Here is an 18,648-nt window from a genome sequence, read left to right on the forward strand (position 1 = left end):
CAAGCCAGCTCCTACAAGAACTGCGTGTACCTGTAGGAGCTGGCTTGCCAGCGAAGAGGCCGTGTCAGGCAACATAAAAATCGATGCGCAATAAAAAGCCCCGCACTTCTTTCGAAGACGGGGCTTTTCAGTATTGCGGCGATCAGAACAAATCGATCGGCGCCGCTTCATCCGCCGGCAGCGGGCTGCCCGGTGCCATGCCATTGCTGATCTCGTTGATCGACGGCGGCGTATCTTCGGCCTTGAACAGCTCGAAATAGGCCCCTGGCGTGCCCGGGGTGGCTGCGCGGCCACTGACCGGATCGACTCGCAGGCTGAGGATGCCTTCCGGTTCCGGCTGCGTATGCGGCGGTTTGCCTTTGAGCGCGGGGCCCATGTAGTTCATCCAGATCGGCAGCGCGACGGTGCCGCCGAATTCCTTGCGGCCCAGGCTTTCCGGTTGATCGAAACCGGTCCACACGGTCGTCACGTAATCGGCGTTGTAACCGGAGAACCAGGCGTCCTTGGATTCGTTGGTCGTACCGGTCTTGCCGGCAATGTCCGGGCGGCCCAGGGCCAGTGCGCGGCGACCGGTGCCGAGCTTGATCACGTCCTCAAGCATGCTGTTGAGGATGTACGTGGTGCGCCCGTCAATGATGCGTTCAGCCACGGCGGGTGCTTGTGGCGTCGACGTAGTACCTGGGGTTTCGCCCACCGTTGCGTTGACTGTGAAGGCTTGAGGGGCGGTTGGCGCGGCAATGCCATCGCTGGCTGCGCCGCCCAGAGGCACGCTTGGTGGGTTGGCGACGAACAGTGTGTCGCCGTTGCGGCTTTCGATCTTGTCGATGATGTAAGGGGTGATCTTGTAGCCGCCGTTGGCGAAGGCGCTCCAGCCGGTGGCGATTTCCATAGGCGTCAGGGTCGCGGTGCCCAGCGCCAGGGACAGGTTGGGTGGCAGGTCCTGTTTGTTGAAGCCGAAGCGAGTGATGTAGTCGATGGTCTTGCCTACTCCCATCGCCTGCAGCAAGCGGATCGATACCAGGTTGCGCGACTTGTACAGCGCTTCACGCAGGCGAATCGGGCCGAGGAAGGTATTGGTGTCGTTCTTCGGACGCCAGACCTTGTCCAGGTACTCGTCGACGAACACGATCGGTGCGTCGTTCACCAGGCTGGAGGCGGTGTAGCCGCTATCCAGTGCGGCGGCGTAGACGAACGGTTTGAAGCTCGAACCCGGCTGGCGCTTGGCTTGCAGTGCGCGATTGTAGTTGCTCTGTTCGAAGGCGAAACCGCCGACCAGCGAACGAATGGCGCCGTTCTGCGGGTCCAGGGACACCAGCGCGCCCTGGGCCTGCGGGATCTGGCTGAATTTCAGCGAATTGTCCGGCTGACGCTGCACGCGAATCAGATCGCCCACTTGAGCCACGTCCGAAGGCTGCTTCGGATTGGCGCCCATGCTGTTGGTATTGAGGAACGGGCGGGCCCATTTCATGGTGTCCCAGCTCACGTGTTCCTGGCCGGTGCGGGTCAGCACTTGCAGGCCGTTCTTGTCGACCAGGGTCACGATGGCCGGTTCCAGGCCGCTGATGGTGCGTTGTTTGGTCAGCTCGGTGGCCCAGGCTTCGCGAGTCTTGCCCGGCAGCCGCGACTCGGGTCCGCGATAGCCATGGCGCTGATCGTAGGTCATCAGACCTTCGTGGACCGCGGTGTTGGCCAGTTCCTGGAGGTTGCTCGGCACCGTGGTGGTGACGCGGAAGCCTTCGGTATACGCGTCGCTGCCATAACGCCCAACCATTTCGGCACGGGCCATTTCGGCGATGTACGGGGCGTTCACTTCCGGGGTCGGCACGTGATAGCTGGCGTTCAGCGGCTCGTTGATCGCAGCGGTGTAGTCGGCCTCGCTGATTTTCCCGAGCTTGTACATACGCCCCAGGATCCAGTCGCGACGCTCTTTGCTGCGCGCCGGGTTGGCCAGCGGGTTGAAGCGCGACGGTGCCTTGGGCAGACCGGCAATCATCGCCATCTGCGCCAGGCTGACATCACGGATCGATTTGCCGTAATAGACCTGCGCTGCCGCTTCGATGCCGTACGCACGGTTACCCAGATAGATTTTGTTGACGTACAGCTCGAGGATCTCGTCCTTGGTCAACTGTCGTTCGATCTGCAGGGCCAGCAGGATCTCGGTGGTCTTGCGCGAGAAGCTGCGTTCGCTGCTCAGGAAGAAGTTCTTCGCCACCTGCATGGTGATCGTGCTGCCGCCGGACTGGATGTGTCCGCTTTTGACCAACTGGGTCGCGGCACGCATCAGGCTGCTCGGATCGACGCCGTAGTGGTTGGCGAAATTGTCGTCTTCAGCACTTAGTAACGCATTGATGAAATTGGGGGGAATGTCGGCGAAACGGATCGGTGTACGGCGCATTTCGCCGAATTCTGCGATCAACTTGTTATCGCTGCTGTAGACCCGCAAAGGGATCTGCAACTGGATGCTTCTCAGTGCCTCCACGGACGGCAGCCCGGGACTAAGGTAGAGGTACGCCCCGCTCAGACCCAGAAGGAGTCCGCAGAAAACCGCGACGATGGACCAACCGAAAAACTTCAGCAGACGAATCAAGGCTTTTGGATATCCAGGGCAAAAAATGAATTGGGCAACAGGGTTCAGGCTAAATGAGAACGACCCGCGCATTGAGCAAATGCGGAAAAAAAGCGCTGGGCATTATAAGCATTTTTCTGCTCGGGAGCGTGCTTGGCGCTGCTGTCAAGACGGGTGGATTGAACGCAATTGACATTGCAGAGTCCGTAACTCACGGAAAGTCATAGGGAATTGGTAGTGCCAGGACTCTTCAACAAAAAATCCAATACGCTGCTGGGAATCGATATCAGCTCCACCTCGGTGAAGCTTCTGGAGTTGAGCCGTCAGGGCGAGCGCTTCCGGGTCGAGGCCTATGCGGTCGAGCCGTTGCCGGTCGGCGCGGTGATCGAAAAGAATATCGCCGAGCTCGAAGGCGTGGGGTTGGCCCTCGCTCGCGCGCTGACCAAGGCCAGAACCGGCCTCAAGAACGTGGCCGTGGCCATGGCGGGTTCTGCGGTGATCACCAAGACCATCGAGATGGAGGCCGGTCTTTCCGAGGACGAGATGGAAAGCCAGCTGAAGATTGAGGCTGATCAATACATTCCATATCCCCTGGATGAAGTCGCGATCGACTTTGAAGTTCAGGGCGCCTCTGAGCGCAACTCCGAGCGCGTCAACGTGCTGCTCGCCGCTTGCCGCAAGGAAAACGTCGAAGTTCGCGAGGCAGCCCTGGCCCTGGCGGGGCTGACCGCCCGCGTGGTCGATGTCGAGGCCTACGCGCTGGAGCGCTCATTTGCGTTGCTGGCCAGTCGGCTTGCGGTTTCCGGGGAGCGTTTGACGGTCGCAGTGGTGGATATCGGTGCCACCATGACCACACTGAGCGTGCTGCACAGCGGGCGGATTATCTACACCCGAGAACAATTGTTCGGCGGTCGGCAATTGACCGAGGCAATCCAGCGTCGCTATGGCCTGACGCTGGAGCAGGCGGGGCTGGCGCAAAAGAAGGGCGGCCTGCCGGATGACTATGCCAGTGAGGTCTTGCAGCCATTTCGAGAGGCGCTGGTGCAGCAGGTGTCGCGCTCGTTGCAGTTCTTCTTCGCCTCAGGCCAGTACAGCGCCGTCGACCATGTCCTGTTGGCCGGCGGTACCGCGTCGATCCCGGGGCTGGACCGATTGATCGAGCGGCAATTGGGCACGCCGACCCAGGTTGCGAATCCTTTTTTCGAAATGACGCTGGGCAGCAAGGTCAATGGTGCTGCTCTGGCGAGTGATGCCCCGGCGTTGATGATCGCCTGTGGTCTGGCCCTCAGGAGCTTCGACTGATGGCACGGATCAATCTTTTACCCTGGCGCGAGGAGCGGCGTGAAGCCCGTCGCAAGCGCTTGCTGCTGATCCTGGTGGCCGTGATGGTGGGCACGATGGGCGCGGTGCTGGTCGCGAACCAGGCCATCAGCGGTGCCATCGACCGGCAAGTCGCCCGTAACGACTACATCGGCAAGCAAGTCGCCGTGGTCGATGAACGGATCAAACAGATCGATGATCTCAAGGCGCGCCGTCAGCAACTGGTCGAGCGCATGCGCATCATCCAGGACCTGCAAGGCAATCGCCAAATCAGCGGGCGAATATTTGACCAGTTGGCGCGAGCACTGCCCGACGGCGTGTATTTCACCGAAGTGAAAATGACCGCAAAGACCTTGTCCATCACCGGCGCTGCGCAATCGAACAATCGTGTTTCAGACTTGATGCGCAACCTCGAGGCATCAGACTGGTTCGATGCGCCGAACCTGACCGAAGTCAAGGCCACAGCTGCCGGCCAGGTGGAGCAGGCCAACGTCTTCCAGTTGACCGTTCGTCAGACTCAGCCCGCAACGCCGGAGGAGGGCAAATGAGTCCATCCGAATGGTTCGAAGGGCTGCGCAAGATCGACATCAATGAGCTGGATACCAGCAACATGGGTTCCTGGCCGCCGCCGATCAAGATTCTGGTGGCCGGGTTGCTCATGCTTCTGGTGCTGGCCCTGGGCTACAACTTTTCCACTCGCGACCTTGAGAGCCAGCTCGATCTCAAGCGTGAGGAGGAGTCGACACTCAAGGAGCAGTTCGCCGACAAAACCCGCAAGGCGGCGAATCTGGATCTCTACACCCGGCAACTGAAGGAGATGGAGAACGCCTTCGTCGTACTGCTGCGACAATTGCCCGGCGACACCGAAGTGCCCGGCTTGCTGGAAGACATCACTCGTACTGGTCTGGGCAGTGGCCTGGAGTTCGAAGAGATCAAGCTGCTGCCGGAGGTCGCCCGGCCGTTCTACATCGAACTGCCGATCCAGATCACGGTCACTGGGGATTACCACGACCTGGCCACCTTCGTCAGTGGTGTGGCCGGGTTGCCGCGAATCGTCACCTTGCACGATTTCGACCTTGCCCCCGTCAGCCCCCAGGGTGGTCCGAAACTGCGCTTGAGCATCCTCGCCAAGACCTACCGCTACAACGACAAGGGACGGCATCAATGAGACCGGCGCAGTGTTTTTCGGTAGTGGTGGTGCTGTCTGCTCTGTCCGGTTGTGGTGCCGGCGATGACTACGACGATCTGGATGCATACATGAACGAAATGCGCCTGCGTGGGCCGGGCAGGATTGAACCAACGCCGGTATTCCGGTCTTACCCGACATTCACTTACAACGCGGCGAATCTGCGTAGCCCGTTTTCACCGCAGATCAGCACTGATCTGGCGGCCCGGCGGCGGGGTTCACCTAACGTCAAGCCCGACCCTGGTCGGGTCAAGCAATACCTCGAAGGTTTCAACATCGAGCAGTTTGAAATGGTCGGCACCCTTTCCAATGCAAAGGGCTCCTATGCCTTGCTGCGCGGGGCGGGTGGGGTCCATCGGTTGAAAGTCGGCGATTACCTGGGGCGCAACGACGGACGGATCGTTGCGATCAGTGGCTCGCAAGTCGAAGTGGTTGAAATTGTCCCTGATGGTCAGGGCGCGTGGCTGGAGCGTCCCCGGACCATTCCTTTGAAAGAGCACTCATAGTGGAACTCCAATAATGAACAGGATTTTCTCCACCTTCGGCCTTTCGCTATGGATAGCGTTGTTGTCGCCGATGGTACAAGCGGCCAATCTCAAGGCGCTGGATGTCGCTGCGCTGCCGGGAGACCGTGTCGAGTTGAAGTTGTCGTTCGATGCGCCACCCCCGGTGCCCCACGGCTATACGACGGAGTCGCCGGCCCGGATTGCCCTGGATTTGCCGGGTGTCGCCAGTCAGCTGGCCAGCAAGACTCGCGATCTCGGCAGTGGAAATGCCCGTAGTGCTACGGTGGTGGAAGCCCGGGACCGTACGCGATTGATCATCAATCTGACTCAGCCAGCGCCGTACGAATCGCGAATTGAAGGCAACAATTTGCTGGTAGTAGTCGGGCAGGGTGTCAAACCGTCGACATCCAGGCCGGCGGCTACAGCAGCAATGCCGGCTCCGGCACGAGCCGCTGCGCCGGCAGGCAAGGCCATCCGCGGTGTGGATTTCCAGCGGGGAACCCAGGGTGAAGGCAACGTGGTGATCGACTTGTCGGATCCATCGATGGCGCCCGACATACAAGAGCGCGAGGGCAAGATCATCGTAGGCTTCGCCAAAACCCGATTGCCTGAGCCGTTGCGCGTGCGTCTGGATGTGAAGGATTTCGCCACGCCAGTGCAGTTCGTCAATGCCAGCGCCAGCGGCGATCGAGCGACCATCAGCATTGAGCCCGGTGGCAGGTTCGATTACTCGACCTATCAGACTGACAGCAAGCTCACGGTCAGCGTTCGCCCGGCGACGGTCGACGACCTGCAAAAGCGCAATGCCGGGCAACAGGCCTACAGCGGCGAGAAGCTTTCGCTGAATTTCCAGGACATCGATGTACGTTCGGTACTGCAACTGATCGCCGATTTCACCAACCTCAATCTGGTGGCCAGCGACACGGTGCAGGGTGGCATCACTTTGCGCTTGCAGAACGTGCCGTGGGATCAGGCGCTGGATCTGGTGCTGAAAACCAAGGGGCTGGATAAGCGCAAGGTCGGCAATGTTCTGCTTGTTGCGCCGGCCGATGAAATTGCTGCTCGTGAGCGCCAGGAGCTGGAATCACAGAAGCAGATTGCCGATCTGGCGCCATTGCGTCGGGAGCTGTTGCAGGTCAACTACGCCAAGGCGGCGGACATCGCCAAGCTCTTCCAGTCGGTGACCAGTGCTGAAGCGAAACCCGCCGAACGGGGGTCGATCACCGTCGATGAGCGCACCAACAATATCATTGCCTACCAGACCCAGGACCGGCTTGATGAGCTGCGCAGGATTGTTACGCAGCTGGATATCCCTGTGCGTCAGGTCATGATCGAGGCGCGCATTGTCGAAGCCAACGTCGACTATGACAAAAGCCTCGGGGTGCGCTGGGGCGGTTCGATACAGAACAAGGGCAACTGGAACACCTCCGGTGTCAGCAACGGACTCAACGGGTCGTCGACCATTGGCACGCCCGGCAGTACCGGCACCAATTCACCGTTCGTCGACATGGGCACGGTCAATAACACCTCGGGCATCGGCATAGCGTTCATCACCGATAACGTCTTGCTGGACCTGGAACTGACAGCCATGGAGAAAACCGGCAACGGGGAAATCGTCTCGCAACCCAAGGTGGTCACGTCCGACAAGGAAACCGCAAAAATCCTCAAAGGCACCGAGATTCCCTATCAGGAAGCCAGTTCCAGTGGCGCGACTTCGGTGTCGTTCAAGGAGGCGTCGCTGTCGCTGGAGGTGACGCCGCAGATCACGCCCGACAACCGGATCATCATGGAGGTCAAGGTGACCAAGGACGAACCGGACTTCCTGAACAAGGTCCAGGATGTGCCGCCCATCAAGAAAAACGAAGTCAACGCCAAGGTCCTGGTCAACGATGGCGAGACCATCGTCATTGGCGGTGTTTTCTCAAATACTCAGAGCAAGGTCGTAGATAAGGTGCCATTTCTTGGCGATGTGCCGTATCTTGGCCGCCTTTTCCGGCGTGATGTGGTTTCGGAGAAAAAATCCGAGCTGTTGGTATTCCTCACTCCGCGTATCATGAATAACCAGGCGATTGCTGTGAGTCATTGATTCTGTGCGAAATTTGATTCTTGTTGGACCGATGGGTGCTGGAAAAAGCACCATCGGCCGGTTGCTGGCCAAAGAGCTGCGCCTGCCATTCAAAGATTCCGATAAGGAAATTGAATTGCGCACGGGCGCCAATATCCCTTGGATCTTCGATAAAGAAGGCGAACCGGGCTTTCGTGATCGCGAGCAGGCAATGATTGCCGAGCTGTGCGATTACGACGGTGTGGTGCTGGCGACAGGCGGGGGCGCGGTCATGCGCGAAGCCAATCGCCGGGCACTGCATGCCGGTGGGCGGGTGGTTTATCTGCATGCGTCGGTCGAGCAGCAGGTCGGCCGTACGGCCCGCGACCGCAATCGGCCATTATTGCGTACTGCCGATCCGGCCAAGACCCTTCGGGATCTGCTGGCGATCCGCGATCCGCTTTATCGGGAAATTGCCGACCTGGTGGTCGAAACCGATGAGCGCCCGCCACGAATGGTCGTACTCGACATTCTAGAGCGCTTGCAGCAGTTGCCACCCCGTTAAAGCGCCGCGCGAAATGCGCTATCCTCGACGTCGCGCCATGACCGCTCAAGGTTGTGGCGGATGGCCACCGAACGGCGTCACACCAGCAGAGGCCGTGGATATTCGTAAACTCAGGGCAGGATGCCTGATTCATCTTCACTGTGGGGACACATGCAGACACTCAAGGTCGATCTAGGCGAGCGCAGCTACCCGATTCATATTGGCGAAGGTTTGTTGGATCAGCCTGAGCTGCTGGCCCCGCACATTCGCGGACGGCAAGTAGCGATCATTACCAACGAGACTGTTGCGCCGCTCTATCTCGAGCGTCTGACCCGCAGCCTGGCGCAGTTCTCGGTGATTTCCGTGGTGCTGCCCGACGGCGAAGCCTTCAAGACCTGGGAAACCCTGCAACTTATTTTCGACGGCCTGCTGACTGCCCGGCATGACCGCCGCACGACAGTGATCGCCCTCGGTGGCGGTGTGATCGGTGACATGGCCGGCTTTGCCGCCGCCTGCTACCAGCGCGGCGTCGATTTCATCCAGGTTCCGACCACGCTGCTGTCTCAGGTCGACTCCTCGGTGGGTGGCAAGACCGGGATCAACCATCCGCTGGGCAAGAACATGGTCGGCGCCTTCTATCAGCCGAACGTGGTGCTGATCGATACCGCCAGCCTCAATACCCTGCCGGCGCGCGAGCTGTCCGCCGGATTGGCCGAAGTCATCAAGTACGGGCTGATCTGTGATGAGCCGTTCCTGACCTGGCTCGAAGACAACGTCGACCGTCTGCGCAATCTGGATCAACAAGCCCTGACTTATGCCATCGAACGCTCCTGCGCGGCCAAGGCAGCGGTGGTCGGTGCCGATGAGAAAGAGACCGGTGTTCGTGCCACGTTGAACCTGGGCCACACTTTTGGCCACGCCATCGAAACCCACATGGGCTATGGTGTATGGCTTCATGGTGAAGCAGTGGCTGCTGGCACCGTAATGGCGCTGGAAATGTCTGCGCGACTGGGCTGGATCAGCGAGCAAGAGCGCGATCGCGGCATTCGCCTGTTCCAGCGTGCGGGGCTGCCGGTCGTACCGCCGGAAGAGATGACAGAAGCCGATTTCCTCGAACACATGTCCATTGATAAAAAAGTGATCGACGGTCGTTTGCGCCTGGTGCTGCTGCGCCACATGGGTGAAGCGGTGGTGACCGACGATTATCCGAAAGAGGTTCTACAGGCCACGCTGGGGGCAGACTACCGCGCCCTGGCCCAGCTTAAAGGTTAATAAGAACACAATGACTAGTTTGCATGCCGACGAGGCTTTCCTCGGCCATTACCAGTTGAGTCATGACCCTTTTGCTCCTCGGGTGCCTGGCTTCAAATTTTTCCCGGCCCAGCGCAAACCCGTGCTGGGACAACTGCATCACCTGGCGCGTTATAGCCAGTTGCTGCTGGTGGTCACCGGCCCCGAGGGCAGTGGCAAGACCCTGTTGCGTCAGGCCCTGGTCGCCAGCACCAACAAGCAATCGGTACAAAGTCTGGTGGTGTCCGCCCGTGGCGCCGGCGATGCGGCCGGAGTGTTGCGTCAGGTGGCCCAGGCGCTGAACGTTGCCCGGGCTGATGCGGACGCTATTCTGGCCCAGGTGGTGCAGCTTGCACTGACCGGGCAGGAAGTCTATCTGCTGGTCGATGACGCCGAACAACTGGACGAGTCCGCCCTTGAAGCGCTAATGATCCTCGCTGCCGGCGCGCCTGAGGGCCGCCCGCATGTGTTCCTGTTCGGTGAAACCTCGCTGATTGCTCAGCTTGAGGCTTTGCATCTCGAGGAAGAACGTTTCCATGTCATCGAGCTGCAACCCTACACCGAGGAAGAAACCCGCGAATATCTGGAGCAGCGGCTTGAAGGCGCTGGTCGCGGTATCGAACTTTTCACCGCAGATCAGATCTCTGATATTCACGAAAGCTCCGAAGGCTGGCCTGGCAGCATCAATCAGGTCGCCCGCGATGCAATGATCGAAGCCATGATCGCCAGCCGCTCAGCGGTCAAGCGTCCAAAAATGGGGTTCAATATGCCGAAGAAACACGTATTGGCGATTTCCGCCGTGGTCGTGGTCGCGGTAGCTGCCGCCTGGTTGATGCCGGGTCGCAACAAGGCACCGACCACGGGTGCACCGGCCAACGAACAGGCGCAACTGCCGCTTGGCCAGGGTCAGCCAACAGCGAATGGTGGTGCTCCGGCCGTCGAATTCGCTGGCAACACGCAGCCGATGCCATTGCCGTTGGTCGGCAACTCGCAGCCGGTCATGCGCGGTCCGCTGGCTGAAGCCGCGGGTGGCATTACCGAGGGCGACGACGGCGTGCCGGTCGAAGGTTCCAGCGCCACACCGCCGACGGTGACCACAACCGCACCGCCTGTGGGCGTTCCTGCCGGCCCTGCGCCGACGCCAGCCGCCAAGCCGACGCCTGCGCCGACTCAGGTCGCCAGTGCCAAGCCAGCGCCTGCTCCAGTGGCCAAACCTGCTCCAGCACCGGCCAAGCCAGTCGTTGCTGCTGCAGCCAAGCCTGCCGAGAAACCGGCTCCGGCTCCGGCGGCCAAGGCGGCTGGCGGCACCTGGTACGCAGGGCAAGCACCGGGCAACTACGTGGTACAGATCCTCGGCACCAGCTCCGAAGCGAGCGCGCAAAGCTTCGTCAAGGAGCAGGGCGGCGAGTACCGTTACTTCAAGAAAGTCCTCAACGGCAAGCCGCTCTACGTGATCACCTACGGCAACTTTGCCAATCGTGATGCAGCTGTTTCCGCCATCAAGGCCTTGCCAGCGAAGGTTCAGGCTGGTAAACCTTGGCCTCGCACTGTCGCCAGCGTCCAACAGGAACTGGCAACAACTCGCTGAAGATTCGGCGGCCTTACCCAGGCCGCCTCTCCAAGCACCTCAAAATTTCTACAAGTGCGCGCCGCCTTCCGGGCTGCGTGCCTTGTGGTGTCTGCGTCATAGTAGCTTTTGAGTCGTAGCGGTCAAAATTAAAAAAAGTTTTGACTAGCACAGCAGATCGCTTTAAACCTTTCACAAATGCGACATAGATTTGCGACATTTCGTCGTCAAATTTGTGAGGCCAAGTGTCGGTGTGTACAATGACCTCCCTTTTGCCCCGCAAAGCTGGCGTGCGTTCGGCGCGGATGGCAAGTGGTTGAATTGAAAAGAAATTTGCCTCGATCAGAGGCAGCCTGGTGAGAAAGTGTCTATGAAAGCAGGTCTGTACCAACCAGATGAATTCAAGGATAACTGCGGTTTCGGCCTGATTGCTCATATGCAGGGCGAGCCCAGTCATACCCTTTTGCAAACGGCCATCGAGGCCCTGACCTGCATGACCCACCGCGGTGGGATTAATGCCGACGGCAAGACCGGTGACGGTTGCGGTCTGCTGATTCAAAAGCCGGACGTGTTCCTGCGAGCCATCGCCCAGGAAACCTTCGGCGTCGAAATGCCCAAGCAATACGCCGTGGGCATGGTTTTCTTCAACCAGGACCCGGTCAAAGCCCAAGCCGCTCGCGAGAACATGAACCGTGAGATCCTGGCCGCCGGCTTGCAGTTGGTCGGCTGGCGCAAAGTGCCGATCGACACCAGCGTCCTCGGCCGCCTGGCGCTTGAGCGCCTGCCGCAGATCGAGCAAGTGTTCATCGGCGGTGAAGGCTTGAGCGATCAGGACATGGCCGTCAAGCTGTTCACCTCCCGTCGTCGCTCGTCCGTGGCCAACGCCGCTGACACCGACCACTACGTCTGCAGCTTTTCGCACAAGACCATCATTTACAAAGGCCTGATGATGCCGGCGGACTTGACCGCCTTCTATCCAGACCTCAGCGACAAGCGCCTGCAAACCTCGATCTGCGTGTTCCACCAGCGCTTCTCCACCAACACCCTGCCGAAATGGCCGCTGGCCCAACCGTTCCGCTTCCTGGCGCACAACGGCGAGATCAACACCATCACCGGCAACCGCAACTGGGCCGTGGCCCGTCGCACCAAGTTCACCAACGATCTGATGGACCTGGAAGAACTCGGCCCGCTGGTCAACCGCGTCGGTTCCGACTCCTCGAGCATGGACAACATGCTCGAGCTGATGGTCACCGGTGGCATCGACCTGTTCCGTGGCGTGCGGATGATCATTCCGCCTGCGTGGCAGAACGTCGAGACCATGGACCCGGATCTGCGTGCGTTCTACGAATACAACTCGATGCACATGGAACCGTGGGACGGCCCGGCCGGCGTGGTAATGACCGACGGTCGTTACGCGGTGTGCCTGCTCGACCGTAACGGTCTGCGTCCGGCGCGTTGGGTCACCACCAAGAACGGCTTCATCACCCTGGCCTCGGAAATCGGTGTCTGGAACTACCAGCCTGAAGACGTGATCGCCAAGGGCCGTGTGGGTCCGGGCCAGATCTTTGCCGTGGACACCGAAACCGGTCAGATCCTCGACACCGATGCGATCGACAACCGTTTGAAGTCCCGTCATCCGTACAAGCAATGGCTGCGCAAGAATGCCCTGCGCATCCAGGCGACCATGGAAGACAACGACCACGGTTCGGCGTTCTACGACGTCGATCAGCTCAAGCAATACATGAAGATGTACCAGGTCACGTTCGAAGAGCGCGACCAGGTGCTGCGTCCGCTCGGCGAACAGGGCTACGAAGCCGTGGGCTCGATGGGCGACGATACGCCGATGGCCGTGCTGTCCCAGCGCGTGCGCACGCCGTACGACTATTTCCGCCAGCAGTTCGCGCAGGTCACCAACCCGCCGATCGACCCGCTGCGTGAGGCCATCGTCATGTCGCTGGAAATCTGCCTCGGTGCCGAGCGCAACATTTTCCAGGAGTCGCCGGAACACGCTTCGCGCGTGATCCTCAGCTCGCCGGTCATTTCCCCGGCCAAGTGGCGCTCGCTGATGAACCTCGATCGTCCGGGCTTCGAGCGCGCGATCATCGACCTCAACTACGACGAAAGCGTCGGCCTGGAAGCTGCGATCCGCAATGTTGCCGATCAGGCTGAAGAAGCCGTGCGCTCCGGTCGTACCCAGGTCGTTCTGAGTGACCGTCACATTGCCCCGGGCAAGTTGCCGATCCACGCGTCCCTGGCTACCGGCGCGGTGCACCACCGCCTGACCGAAAAGGGCCTGCGTTGCGACTCCAACATCCTGGTGGAAACCGCCACCGCCCGCGATCCGCATCACTTCGCCGTGTTGATCGGTTTCGGCGCCTCTGCCGTTTATCCGTTCCTGGCCTACGAAGTGCTCGGCGACCTGATCCGTACCGGCGAAGTGCTGGGTGACCTCTATGAGGTGTTCAAGAACTACCGTAAAGGCATCACCAAAGGCCTGCTCAAGATCCTGTCGAAGATGGGCATCTCGACCATCACTTCGTACCGCGGTGCGCAGTTGTTCGAGGCCATCGGCCTGTCCGAGGAAGTCTGCAACCTGAGCTTCCGTGGCGTGCCGAGCCGCATCAAGGGCGCGCGTTTCGTCGACATCGAAGCCGAGCAGAAAGCCCTGGCCACCGAAGCCTGGAGCCCGCGCAAGCCGATCCAGCAAGGCGGTTTGCTGAAGTTCGTCCACGGTGGCGAATATCACGCCTACAACCCGGACGTGGTCAACACCCTGCAGGCCGCTGTGCAGCAGGGCGACTACAGCAAGTTCAAGGAATACACGTCGCTGGTGGACAACCGCCCGGTGTCGATGATCCGCGACCTGCTGAAAGTCAAAACCCTCGACACTCCATTGGATATGAGTGAAATCGAGCCGCTGGAATCGGTGCTCAAGCGCTTCGACTCCGCCGGCATCTCGCTGGGCGCCCTGTCGCCGGAAGCTCACGAAGCCCTGGCCGAAGCCATGAACCGCCTCGGTGCGCGTTCCAACTCTGGCGAAGGCGGCGAAGACCCTGCGCGCTACGGCACCATCAAGAGCTCGAAAATCAAGCAGGTTGCCACTGGCCGTTTCGGTGTGACCCCGGAATACCTGGTCAACGCCGAAGTGCTGCAGATCAAGGTCGCCCAAGGCGCCAAGCCAGGCGAAGGTGGTCAGTTGCCAGGCGGCAAGGTCAACGGTCTGATCGCCAAGCTGCGTTACGCAGTGCCGGGCGTAACCCTGATTTCGCCACCGCCGCACCACGACATCTATTCGATCGAAGACTTGTCGCAGCTGATTTTCGACCTGAAACAAGTCAACCCGAAGGCACTGGTCTCGGTGAAGCTGGTGGCAGAAGCTGGCGTCGGCACCATCGCCGCCGGTGTGGCCAAGGCCTACGCGGACTTGATCACCATCTCCGGCTACGACGGCGGTACCGGTGCATCGCCGCTGACCTCGATCAAATACGCGGGCGCTCCGTGGGAACTCGGCTTGGCCGAAACCCACCAGACCCTGCGTGGCAACGACCTGCGCGGCAAAGTCCGGGTACAGACCGACGGCGGCCTGAAAACCGGCCTCGACGTGATCAAGGCGGCGATCCTCGGCGCTGAAAGCTTCGGCTTCGGCACCGCGCCAATGATCGCCCTGGGCTGCAAATACCTGCGCATCTGCCACCTGAACAACTGCGCCACCGGCGTCGCGACTCAGAACGAGAAGCTGCGCAAGGATCACTACATCGGTACCGTCGACATGGTGGTGAATTTCTTCACCTATGTCGCCGAAGAAACCCGTGAGTGGCTGGCCAAGCTGGGCGTGCGCTCCCTCGAAGAGCTGATCGGCCGTACCGATCTGCTGGAAGTCCTCGAAGGTCAGACCGCCAAGCAGCACCACCTGGACCTCACCCCGTTGCTGGGCAGCGACCACGTGCCGGCAGACAAGCCGCAGTTCTGTGGCGTGGAGCGCAACCCGCCGTTCGACAAGGGCTTGCTGGCTGAGAAAATGGTCACTATGGCCACCTCGGCCATCAACGACCTGAGCGGCGCCGAGTTCGCCCTGGACATCTGCAACTGCGACCGTTCCATCGGTGCACGGATCTCCGGTGAAATCGCGCGCAAGCATGGCAACCAGGGCATGGCCAATTCGCCTATCACGTTCCGCTTCAAAGGCACGGCCGGGCAGAGTTTCGGCGTGTGGAACGCTGGCGGCCTGAACATGTACCTGGAAGGCGACGCCAACGACTACGTCGGCAAGGGCATGACCGGCGGCAAGCTGGTGATCGTACCGCCCAAAGGCAGCGTCTACCGCACTCAGGACAGTGCCATCATCGGCAACACCTGCCTGTATGGCGCCACTGGCGGCAAGCTGTTCGCCGCCGGCACCGCGGGCGAGCGTTTTGCCGTGCGTAACTCTGGTGCCCACACTGTGGTGGAAGGCACTGGCGATCACTGCTGCGAGTACATGACTGGTGGTTTCGTCTGCGTATTGGGCAAGACCGGTTACAACTTCGGCTCTGGCATGACCGGCGGTTTCGCCTACGTGCTCGACCAGGACAACAGCTTCGTTGACCGGGTCAACCACGAACTGGTGGAAATTCAGCGGATCAGCGGCGAGGCGATGGAAGCCTATCGCAGCCACCTGCAAAACGTGCTGAACGAGTACGTCGAGGAAACCGACAGCGAGTGGGGGCGTGAACTCGCCGAAAACCTCGATGACTACTTGCGCCGTTTCTGGCTGGTCAAGCCCAAGGCTGCCAACCTGAAATCGTTGCTTTCCAGCACCCGTGCCAACCCGCAGTGATATGCGCCTGAAGAGTTTGATGAGGTTTTAAAATGGCTGAACGTCTGAATAATGACTTCCAGTTCATCGAGGTCGGGCGCAAGGATCCGAAGAAGAAACTGTTGCGTCAACGCAAGAAAGAGTTCGTGGAAATCTACGAACCCTTCAAACCCCAGCAGTCGGCCGACCAGGCCCACCGCTGCCTGGGTTGCGGTAACCCGTATTGCGAATGGAAGTGCCCGGTGCACAACTTCATTCCCAACTGGCTGAAACTGGTGGCCGAGGGCAACATCCTCCAGGCCGCCGAACTGTCGCACCAGACCAACACCCTGCCGGAAGTCTGCGGCCGGGTGTGCCCGCAGGATCGTCTGTGCGAGGGTGCCTGCACCCTCAACGACGGCTTCGGCGCGGTGACCATCGGTTCGGTGGAGAAGTACATCACCGACACCGCATTCGCCATGGGTTGGCGCCCGGACATGTCCAAGGTCAAGCCGACCGGCAAGCGTGTTGCGATCATCGGTGCCGGGCCTGCAGGCCTGGGCTGTGCCGACGTACTGGTGCGCGGCGGCGTGACCCCGGTGGTGTTCGACAAGAACCCGGAAATCGGCGGTCTGCTGACCTTCGGCATCCCCGAGTTCAAGCTGGAAAAGACCGTGTTGAGCAATCGTCGCGAAGTCTTCACCGGCATGGGTATCGAGTTCCGCCTCAACACCGAGGTAGGCACGGACGTGACCATGGAGCAACTGCTCGAAGAATACGATGCGGTCTTCATGGGCATGGGCACCTACACCTACATGAAGGGCGGCTTTGCCGGGGAAGACCTGCCAGGCGTGTACGACGCGCTCGACTTCCTGATCGCCAACGTCAACCGCAACCTGGGCTTTGAAAAGTCGCCGGAAGATTTCGTCGACATGAAAGGCAAGAAGGTCGTGGTACTCGGTGGTGGCGACACGGCGATGGACTGCAACCGTACGTCGATCCGCCAGGGCGCCAAGTCGGTGACCTGCGCCTATCGTCGTGACGAAGCGAACATGCCGGGCTCGCGCAAAGAGGTGAAGAACGCCAAGGAAGAAGGCGTGAAATTCCTCTACAACCGCCAGCCGATCGCCATCGTTGGTGAAGACAAGGTCGAAGGTGTGAAGGTGGTCGAGACCCGTCTCGGCGAACCGGACGCCCGTGGCCGTCGCAGCCCCGAGCCGATCCCGGGCTCCGAAGAGATCATCCCGGCCGACGCCGTGGTCATCGCCTTCGGTTTCCGTCCAAGCCCGGCGCCGTGGTTCGAGCAGTTCGAGATCCAGACCGACAGCCAGGGCCGTGTAGTGGCGCCTGAGCAAGGTCAGTACAAGCATCAGACCAGCAATCCGAAAATCTTTGCTGGTGGCGACATGGTGCGCGGTTCCGACCTGGTGGTGACGGCGATCTTCGAAGGCCGTAATGCCGCGGAAGGGATCCTGGATTACCTGGGCGTCTGAGCCTCGATCCAGACTTGAAATGCAGTAACCCTGTGGGAGCGAGCCTGCTCGCGAAAGCGGTCTGTCAGCCAACTTCAATGTTGGTTGTGCCGGCCTCTTCGCGAGCAAGCCCGCTCCCACAGTTGTTTCGCGGTGTTGCTAAACTCTGTATTTCATTGCGACAAATTGACCCGAAAGACAAAAGCCTCCGCTCTTGCCGTGCCTTTTGCGCCCGGCTCTGAGAAAATGCCCTCACTTTTTTTCCGGATGCCGACATGACTGCCCTGAAGAACGACCGTTTCCTGCGCGCCCTGCTCAAGCAACCCGTAGACGTCACCCCTGTGTGGATGATGCGTCAGGCCGGTCGCTACCTGCCTGAATACCGCGCCAGCCGTGGCAAAGCCGGCGACTTCATGAGCCTGTGCATGAACCCGGCGTTCGCTTGCGAAGTCACGATGCAGCCGCTCGACCGTTATCCACAGCTGGATGCGGCGATCCTCTTCTCCGACATCCTGACCATCCCCGATGCCATGGGGCAGGGCTTGTACTTCGAAACCGGTGAAGGTCCGCGCTTCAAGAAAGTCATCAGCACCCTGGCCGACATCGAAGCCCTGCCGATTCCTGACCCGCAGAAAGACCTGGGCTACGTGATGGACGCGGTCAGCACCATCCGCCGCGAACTGAACGGCCGTGTGCCGTTGATCGGTTTCTCCGGCAGCCCGTGGACCCTGGCGACCTACATGGTCGAAGGCGGCTCGTCGAAAGACTTCCGCAAGACCAAGGCCATGCTCTACGACAACCCGCAAGCCATGCACCTGCTGCTCGATAAACTCGCGCAGTCGGTCACCAGCTACCTCAATGGCCAGATCATGGCCGGCGCACAGGCCGTGCAGATCTTCGACACCTGGGGCGGCAACCTGTCGGCGGCGGCGTACCAGGAATTCTCCCTGGCCTACATGCGCAAAATCGTCAGCGGCCTGATCCGTGAGCACGAAGGCCGCAAGGTGCCGGTCATCCTGTTCACCAAGAACGGTGGCCTGTGGCTGGAAAGCATTGCCGAGGCTGGCGCAGATGCGCTGGGCCTGGACTGGACCTGCGATATTGGCAACGCCCGCGCCCGTGTCGGCGACAAGGTTGCCCTGCAAGGCAACATGGACCCGACCGTGCTCTACGCCAAACCGGAAGCCATCCGCGCAGAAGTCGGGCGTATTCTGGCCAGCTACGGCAAGGGCAGCGGCCACGTGTTCAACCTCGGCCATGGCATCACGCCGGAAGTCGACCCGGAGCACGCCGGTGCATTCCTGCGTGCTGTGCATGAATTGTCGGCGCAATATCACGTGTGATCGGCACCCAATAAAAAACGCCCGGCATATGCCGGG

12 protein-coding genes are annotated in these 18,648 nt (G+C 60.4%); 11 read left to right on the forward strand and 1 reads right to left on the reverse strand.

Going from position 1 to position 18,648, the window contains the following annotated elements:
• Positions 1 to 142: 142 nt before the first annotated feature.
• Entirely contained in the window at positions 143 to 2,584 is a 2,442-nt protein-coding gene (locus C8K63_RS08075; RefSeq protein ID WP_371920745.1) for a penicillin-binding protein 1A, read from the reverse strand.
• A gap of 219 nt (positions 2,585 to 2,803) precedes the next feature.
• On the opposite strand from C8K63_RS08075, the gene C8K63_RS08080 reads away from it, so the two are divergent.
• From C8K63_RS08080 to hemE, 11 genes are all read left to right on the forward strand, one after another.
• A complete protein-coding gene (locus C8K63_RS08080; RefSeq protein WP_108216242.1) occupies positions 2,804 to 3,868 on the forward strand; it encodes a pilus assembly protein PilM in 1,065 nt (354 codons plus the stop codon).
• Positions 3,868 to 4,434, forward strand: coding sequence for a PilN domain-containing protein (locus tag C8K63_RS08085; protein WP_108216243.1), 567 nt, complete (start codon positions 3,868 to 3,870; stop codon positions 4,432 to 4,434). Before C8K63_RS08080 ends, C8K63_RS08085 begins: the two co-directional genes overlap by 1 nt.
• The gene (locus C8K63_RS08090; protein ID WP_108216244.1) at positions 4,431 to 5,054 is read left to right on the forward strand and encodes a type 4a pilus biogenesis protein PilO; all 624 of its coding nucleotides are present in this window, start codon (positions 4,431 to 4,433) and stop codon (positions 5,052 to 5,054) included. The genes C8K63_RS08085 and C8K63_RS08090 overlap by 4 nt, the downstream gene beginning before the upstream one ends.
• Entirely contained in the window at positions 5,051 to 5,578 is a 528-nt protein-coding gene (locus C8K63_RS08095) for a pilus assembly protein PilP (RefSeq protein WP_108216245.1), read from the forward strand. The genes C8K63_RS08090 and C8K63_RS08095 overlap by 4 nt, the downstream gene beginning before the upstream one ends.
• A gap of 13 nt (positions 5,579 to 5,591) precedes the next feature.
• Positions 5,592 to 7,664 carry a type IV pilus secretin PilQ gene (gene pilQ / locus C8K63_RS08100; RefSeq protein WP_108216246.1) on the forward strand — a complete coding sequence of 691 codons (2,073 nt, stop codon included), beginning with the start codon at positions 5,592 to 5,594 and terminating at the stop codon, positions 7,662 to 7,664.
• Between the two features lie 4 nt (positions 7,665 to 7,668).
• The gene (gene aroK, locus C8K63_RS08105) at positions 7,669 to 8,187 is read left to right on the forward strand and encodes a shikimate kinase AroK (protein WP_015093141.1); all 519 of its coding nucleotides are present in this window, start codon (positions 7,669 to 7,671) and stop codon (positions 8,185 to 8,187) included.
• A 150-nt stretch (positions 8,188 to 8,337) separates the two neighbouring features.
• Positions 8,338 to 9,438 carry a 3-dehydroquinate synthase gene (gene aroB, locus C8K63_RS08110; protein ID WP_108216247.1) on the forward strand — a complete coding sequence of 367 codons (1,101 nt, stop codon included), beginning with the start codon at positions 8,338 to 8,340 and terminating at the stop codon, positions 9,436 to 9,438.
• Between the two features lie 10 nt (positions 9,439 to 9,448).
• On the forward strand, positions 9,449 to 11,044 hold the full coding sequence (locus C8K63_RS08115) for an AAA family ATPase (RefSeq protein WP_108216248.1): 1,596 nt from the start codon (positions 9,449 to 9,451) through the stop codon (positions 11,042 to 11,044).
• A gap of 349 nt (positions 11,045 to 11,393) precedes the next feature.
• Positions 11,394 to 15,839: a glutamate synthase large subunit gene (gene gltB / locus C8K63_RS08125; RefSeq protein WP_108216249.1), complete on the forward strand. Its 4,446-nt coding sequence runs from the start codon at positions 11,394 to 11,396 to the stop codon at positions 15,837 to 15,839.
• 32 nt (positions 15,840 to 15,871) lie between these two features.
• The gene (locus C8K63_RS08130) at positions 15,872 to 17,290 is read left to right on the forward strand and encodes an FAD-dependent oxidoreductase (protein ID WP_108216250.1); all 1,419 of its coding nucleotides are present in this window, start codon (positions 15,872 to 15,874) and stop codon (positions 17,288 to 17,290) included.
• 254 nt (positions 17,291 to 17,544) lie between these two features.
• A complete protein-coding gene (gene hemE / locus C8K63_RS08140) occupies positions 17,545 to 18,612 on the forward strand; it encodes a uroporphyrinogen decarboxylase (protein ID WP_108216251.1) in 1,068 nt (355 codons plus the stop codon).
• Positions 18,613 to 18,648 lie beyond the last annotated feature (36 nt).

Origin of the sequence: Pseudomonas sp. GV085, from assembly GCF_003050925.1 — a bacterium.
Lineage (GTDB): Bacteria > Pseudomonadota > Gammaproteobacteria > Pseudomonadales > Pseudomonadaceae > Aquipseudomonas.

What these genes read in the sequence shown, in the direction of transcription:
- aroB (WP_108216247.1), top strand. Translation starts at nt 8,338, where the DNA reads ATGCAGACACTCAAGGTCGATCTAGGCGAGCGCAGCTACCCGATTCAT.
- gltB (WP_108216249.1), top strand. Translation starts at nt 11,394, where the DNA reads ATGAAAGCAGGTCTGTACCAACCAGATGAATTCAAGGATAACTGCGGT.
- C8K63_RS08095 (WP_108216245.1), top strand. Translation starts at nt 5,051, where the DNA reads ATGAGACCGGCGCAGTGTTTTTCGGTAGTGGTGGTGCTGTCTGCTCTG.
- pilQ (WP_108216246.1), top strand. Translation starts at nt 5,592, where the DNA reads ATGAACAGGATTTTCTCCACCTTCGGCCTTTCGCTATGGATAGCGTTG.
- hemE (WP_108216251.1), top strand. Translation starts at nt 17,545, where the DNA reads ATGACTGCCCTGAAGAACGACCGTTTCCTGCGCGCCCTGCTCAAGCAA.
- C8K63_RS08090 (WP_108216244.1), top strand. Translation starts at nt 4,431, where the DNA reads ATGAGTCCATCCGAATGGTTCGAAGGGCTGCGCAAGATCGACATCAAT.
- C8K63_RS08085 (WP_108216243.1), top strand. Translation starts at nt 3,868, where the DNA reads ATGGCACGGATCAATCTTTTACCCTGGCGCGAGGAGCGGCGTGAAGCC.
- C8K63_RS08115 (WP_108216248.1), top strand. Translation starts at nt 9,449, where the DNA reads ATGACTAGTTTGCATGCCGACGAGGCTTTCCTCGGCCATTACCAGTTG.
- C8K63_RS08130 (WP_108216250.1), top strand. Translation starts at nt 15,872, where the DNA reads ATGGCTGAACGTCTGAATAATGACTTCCAGTTCATCGAGGTCGGGCGC.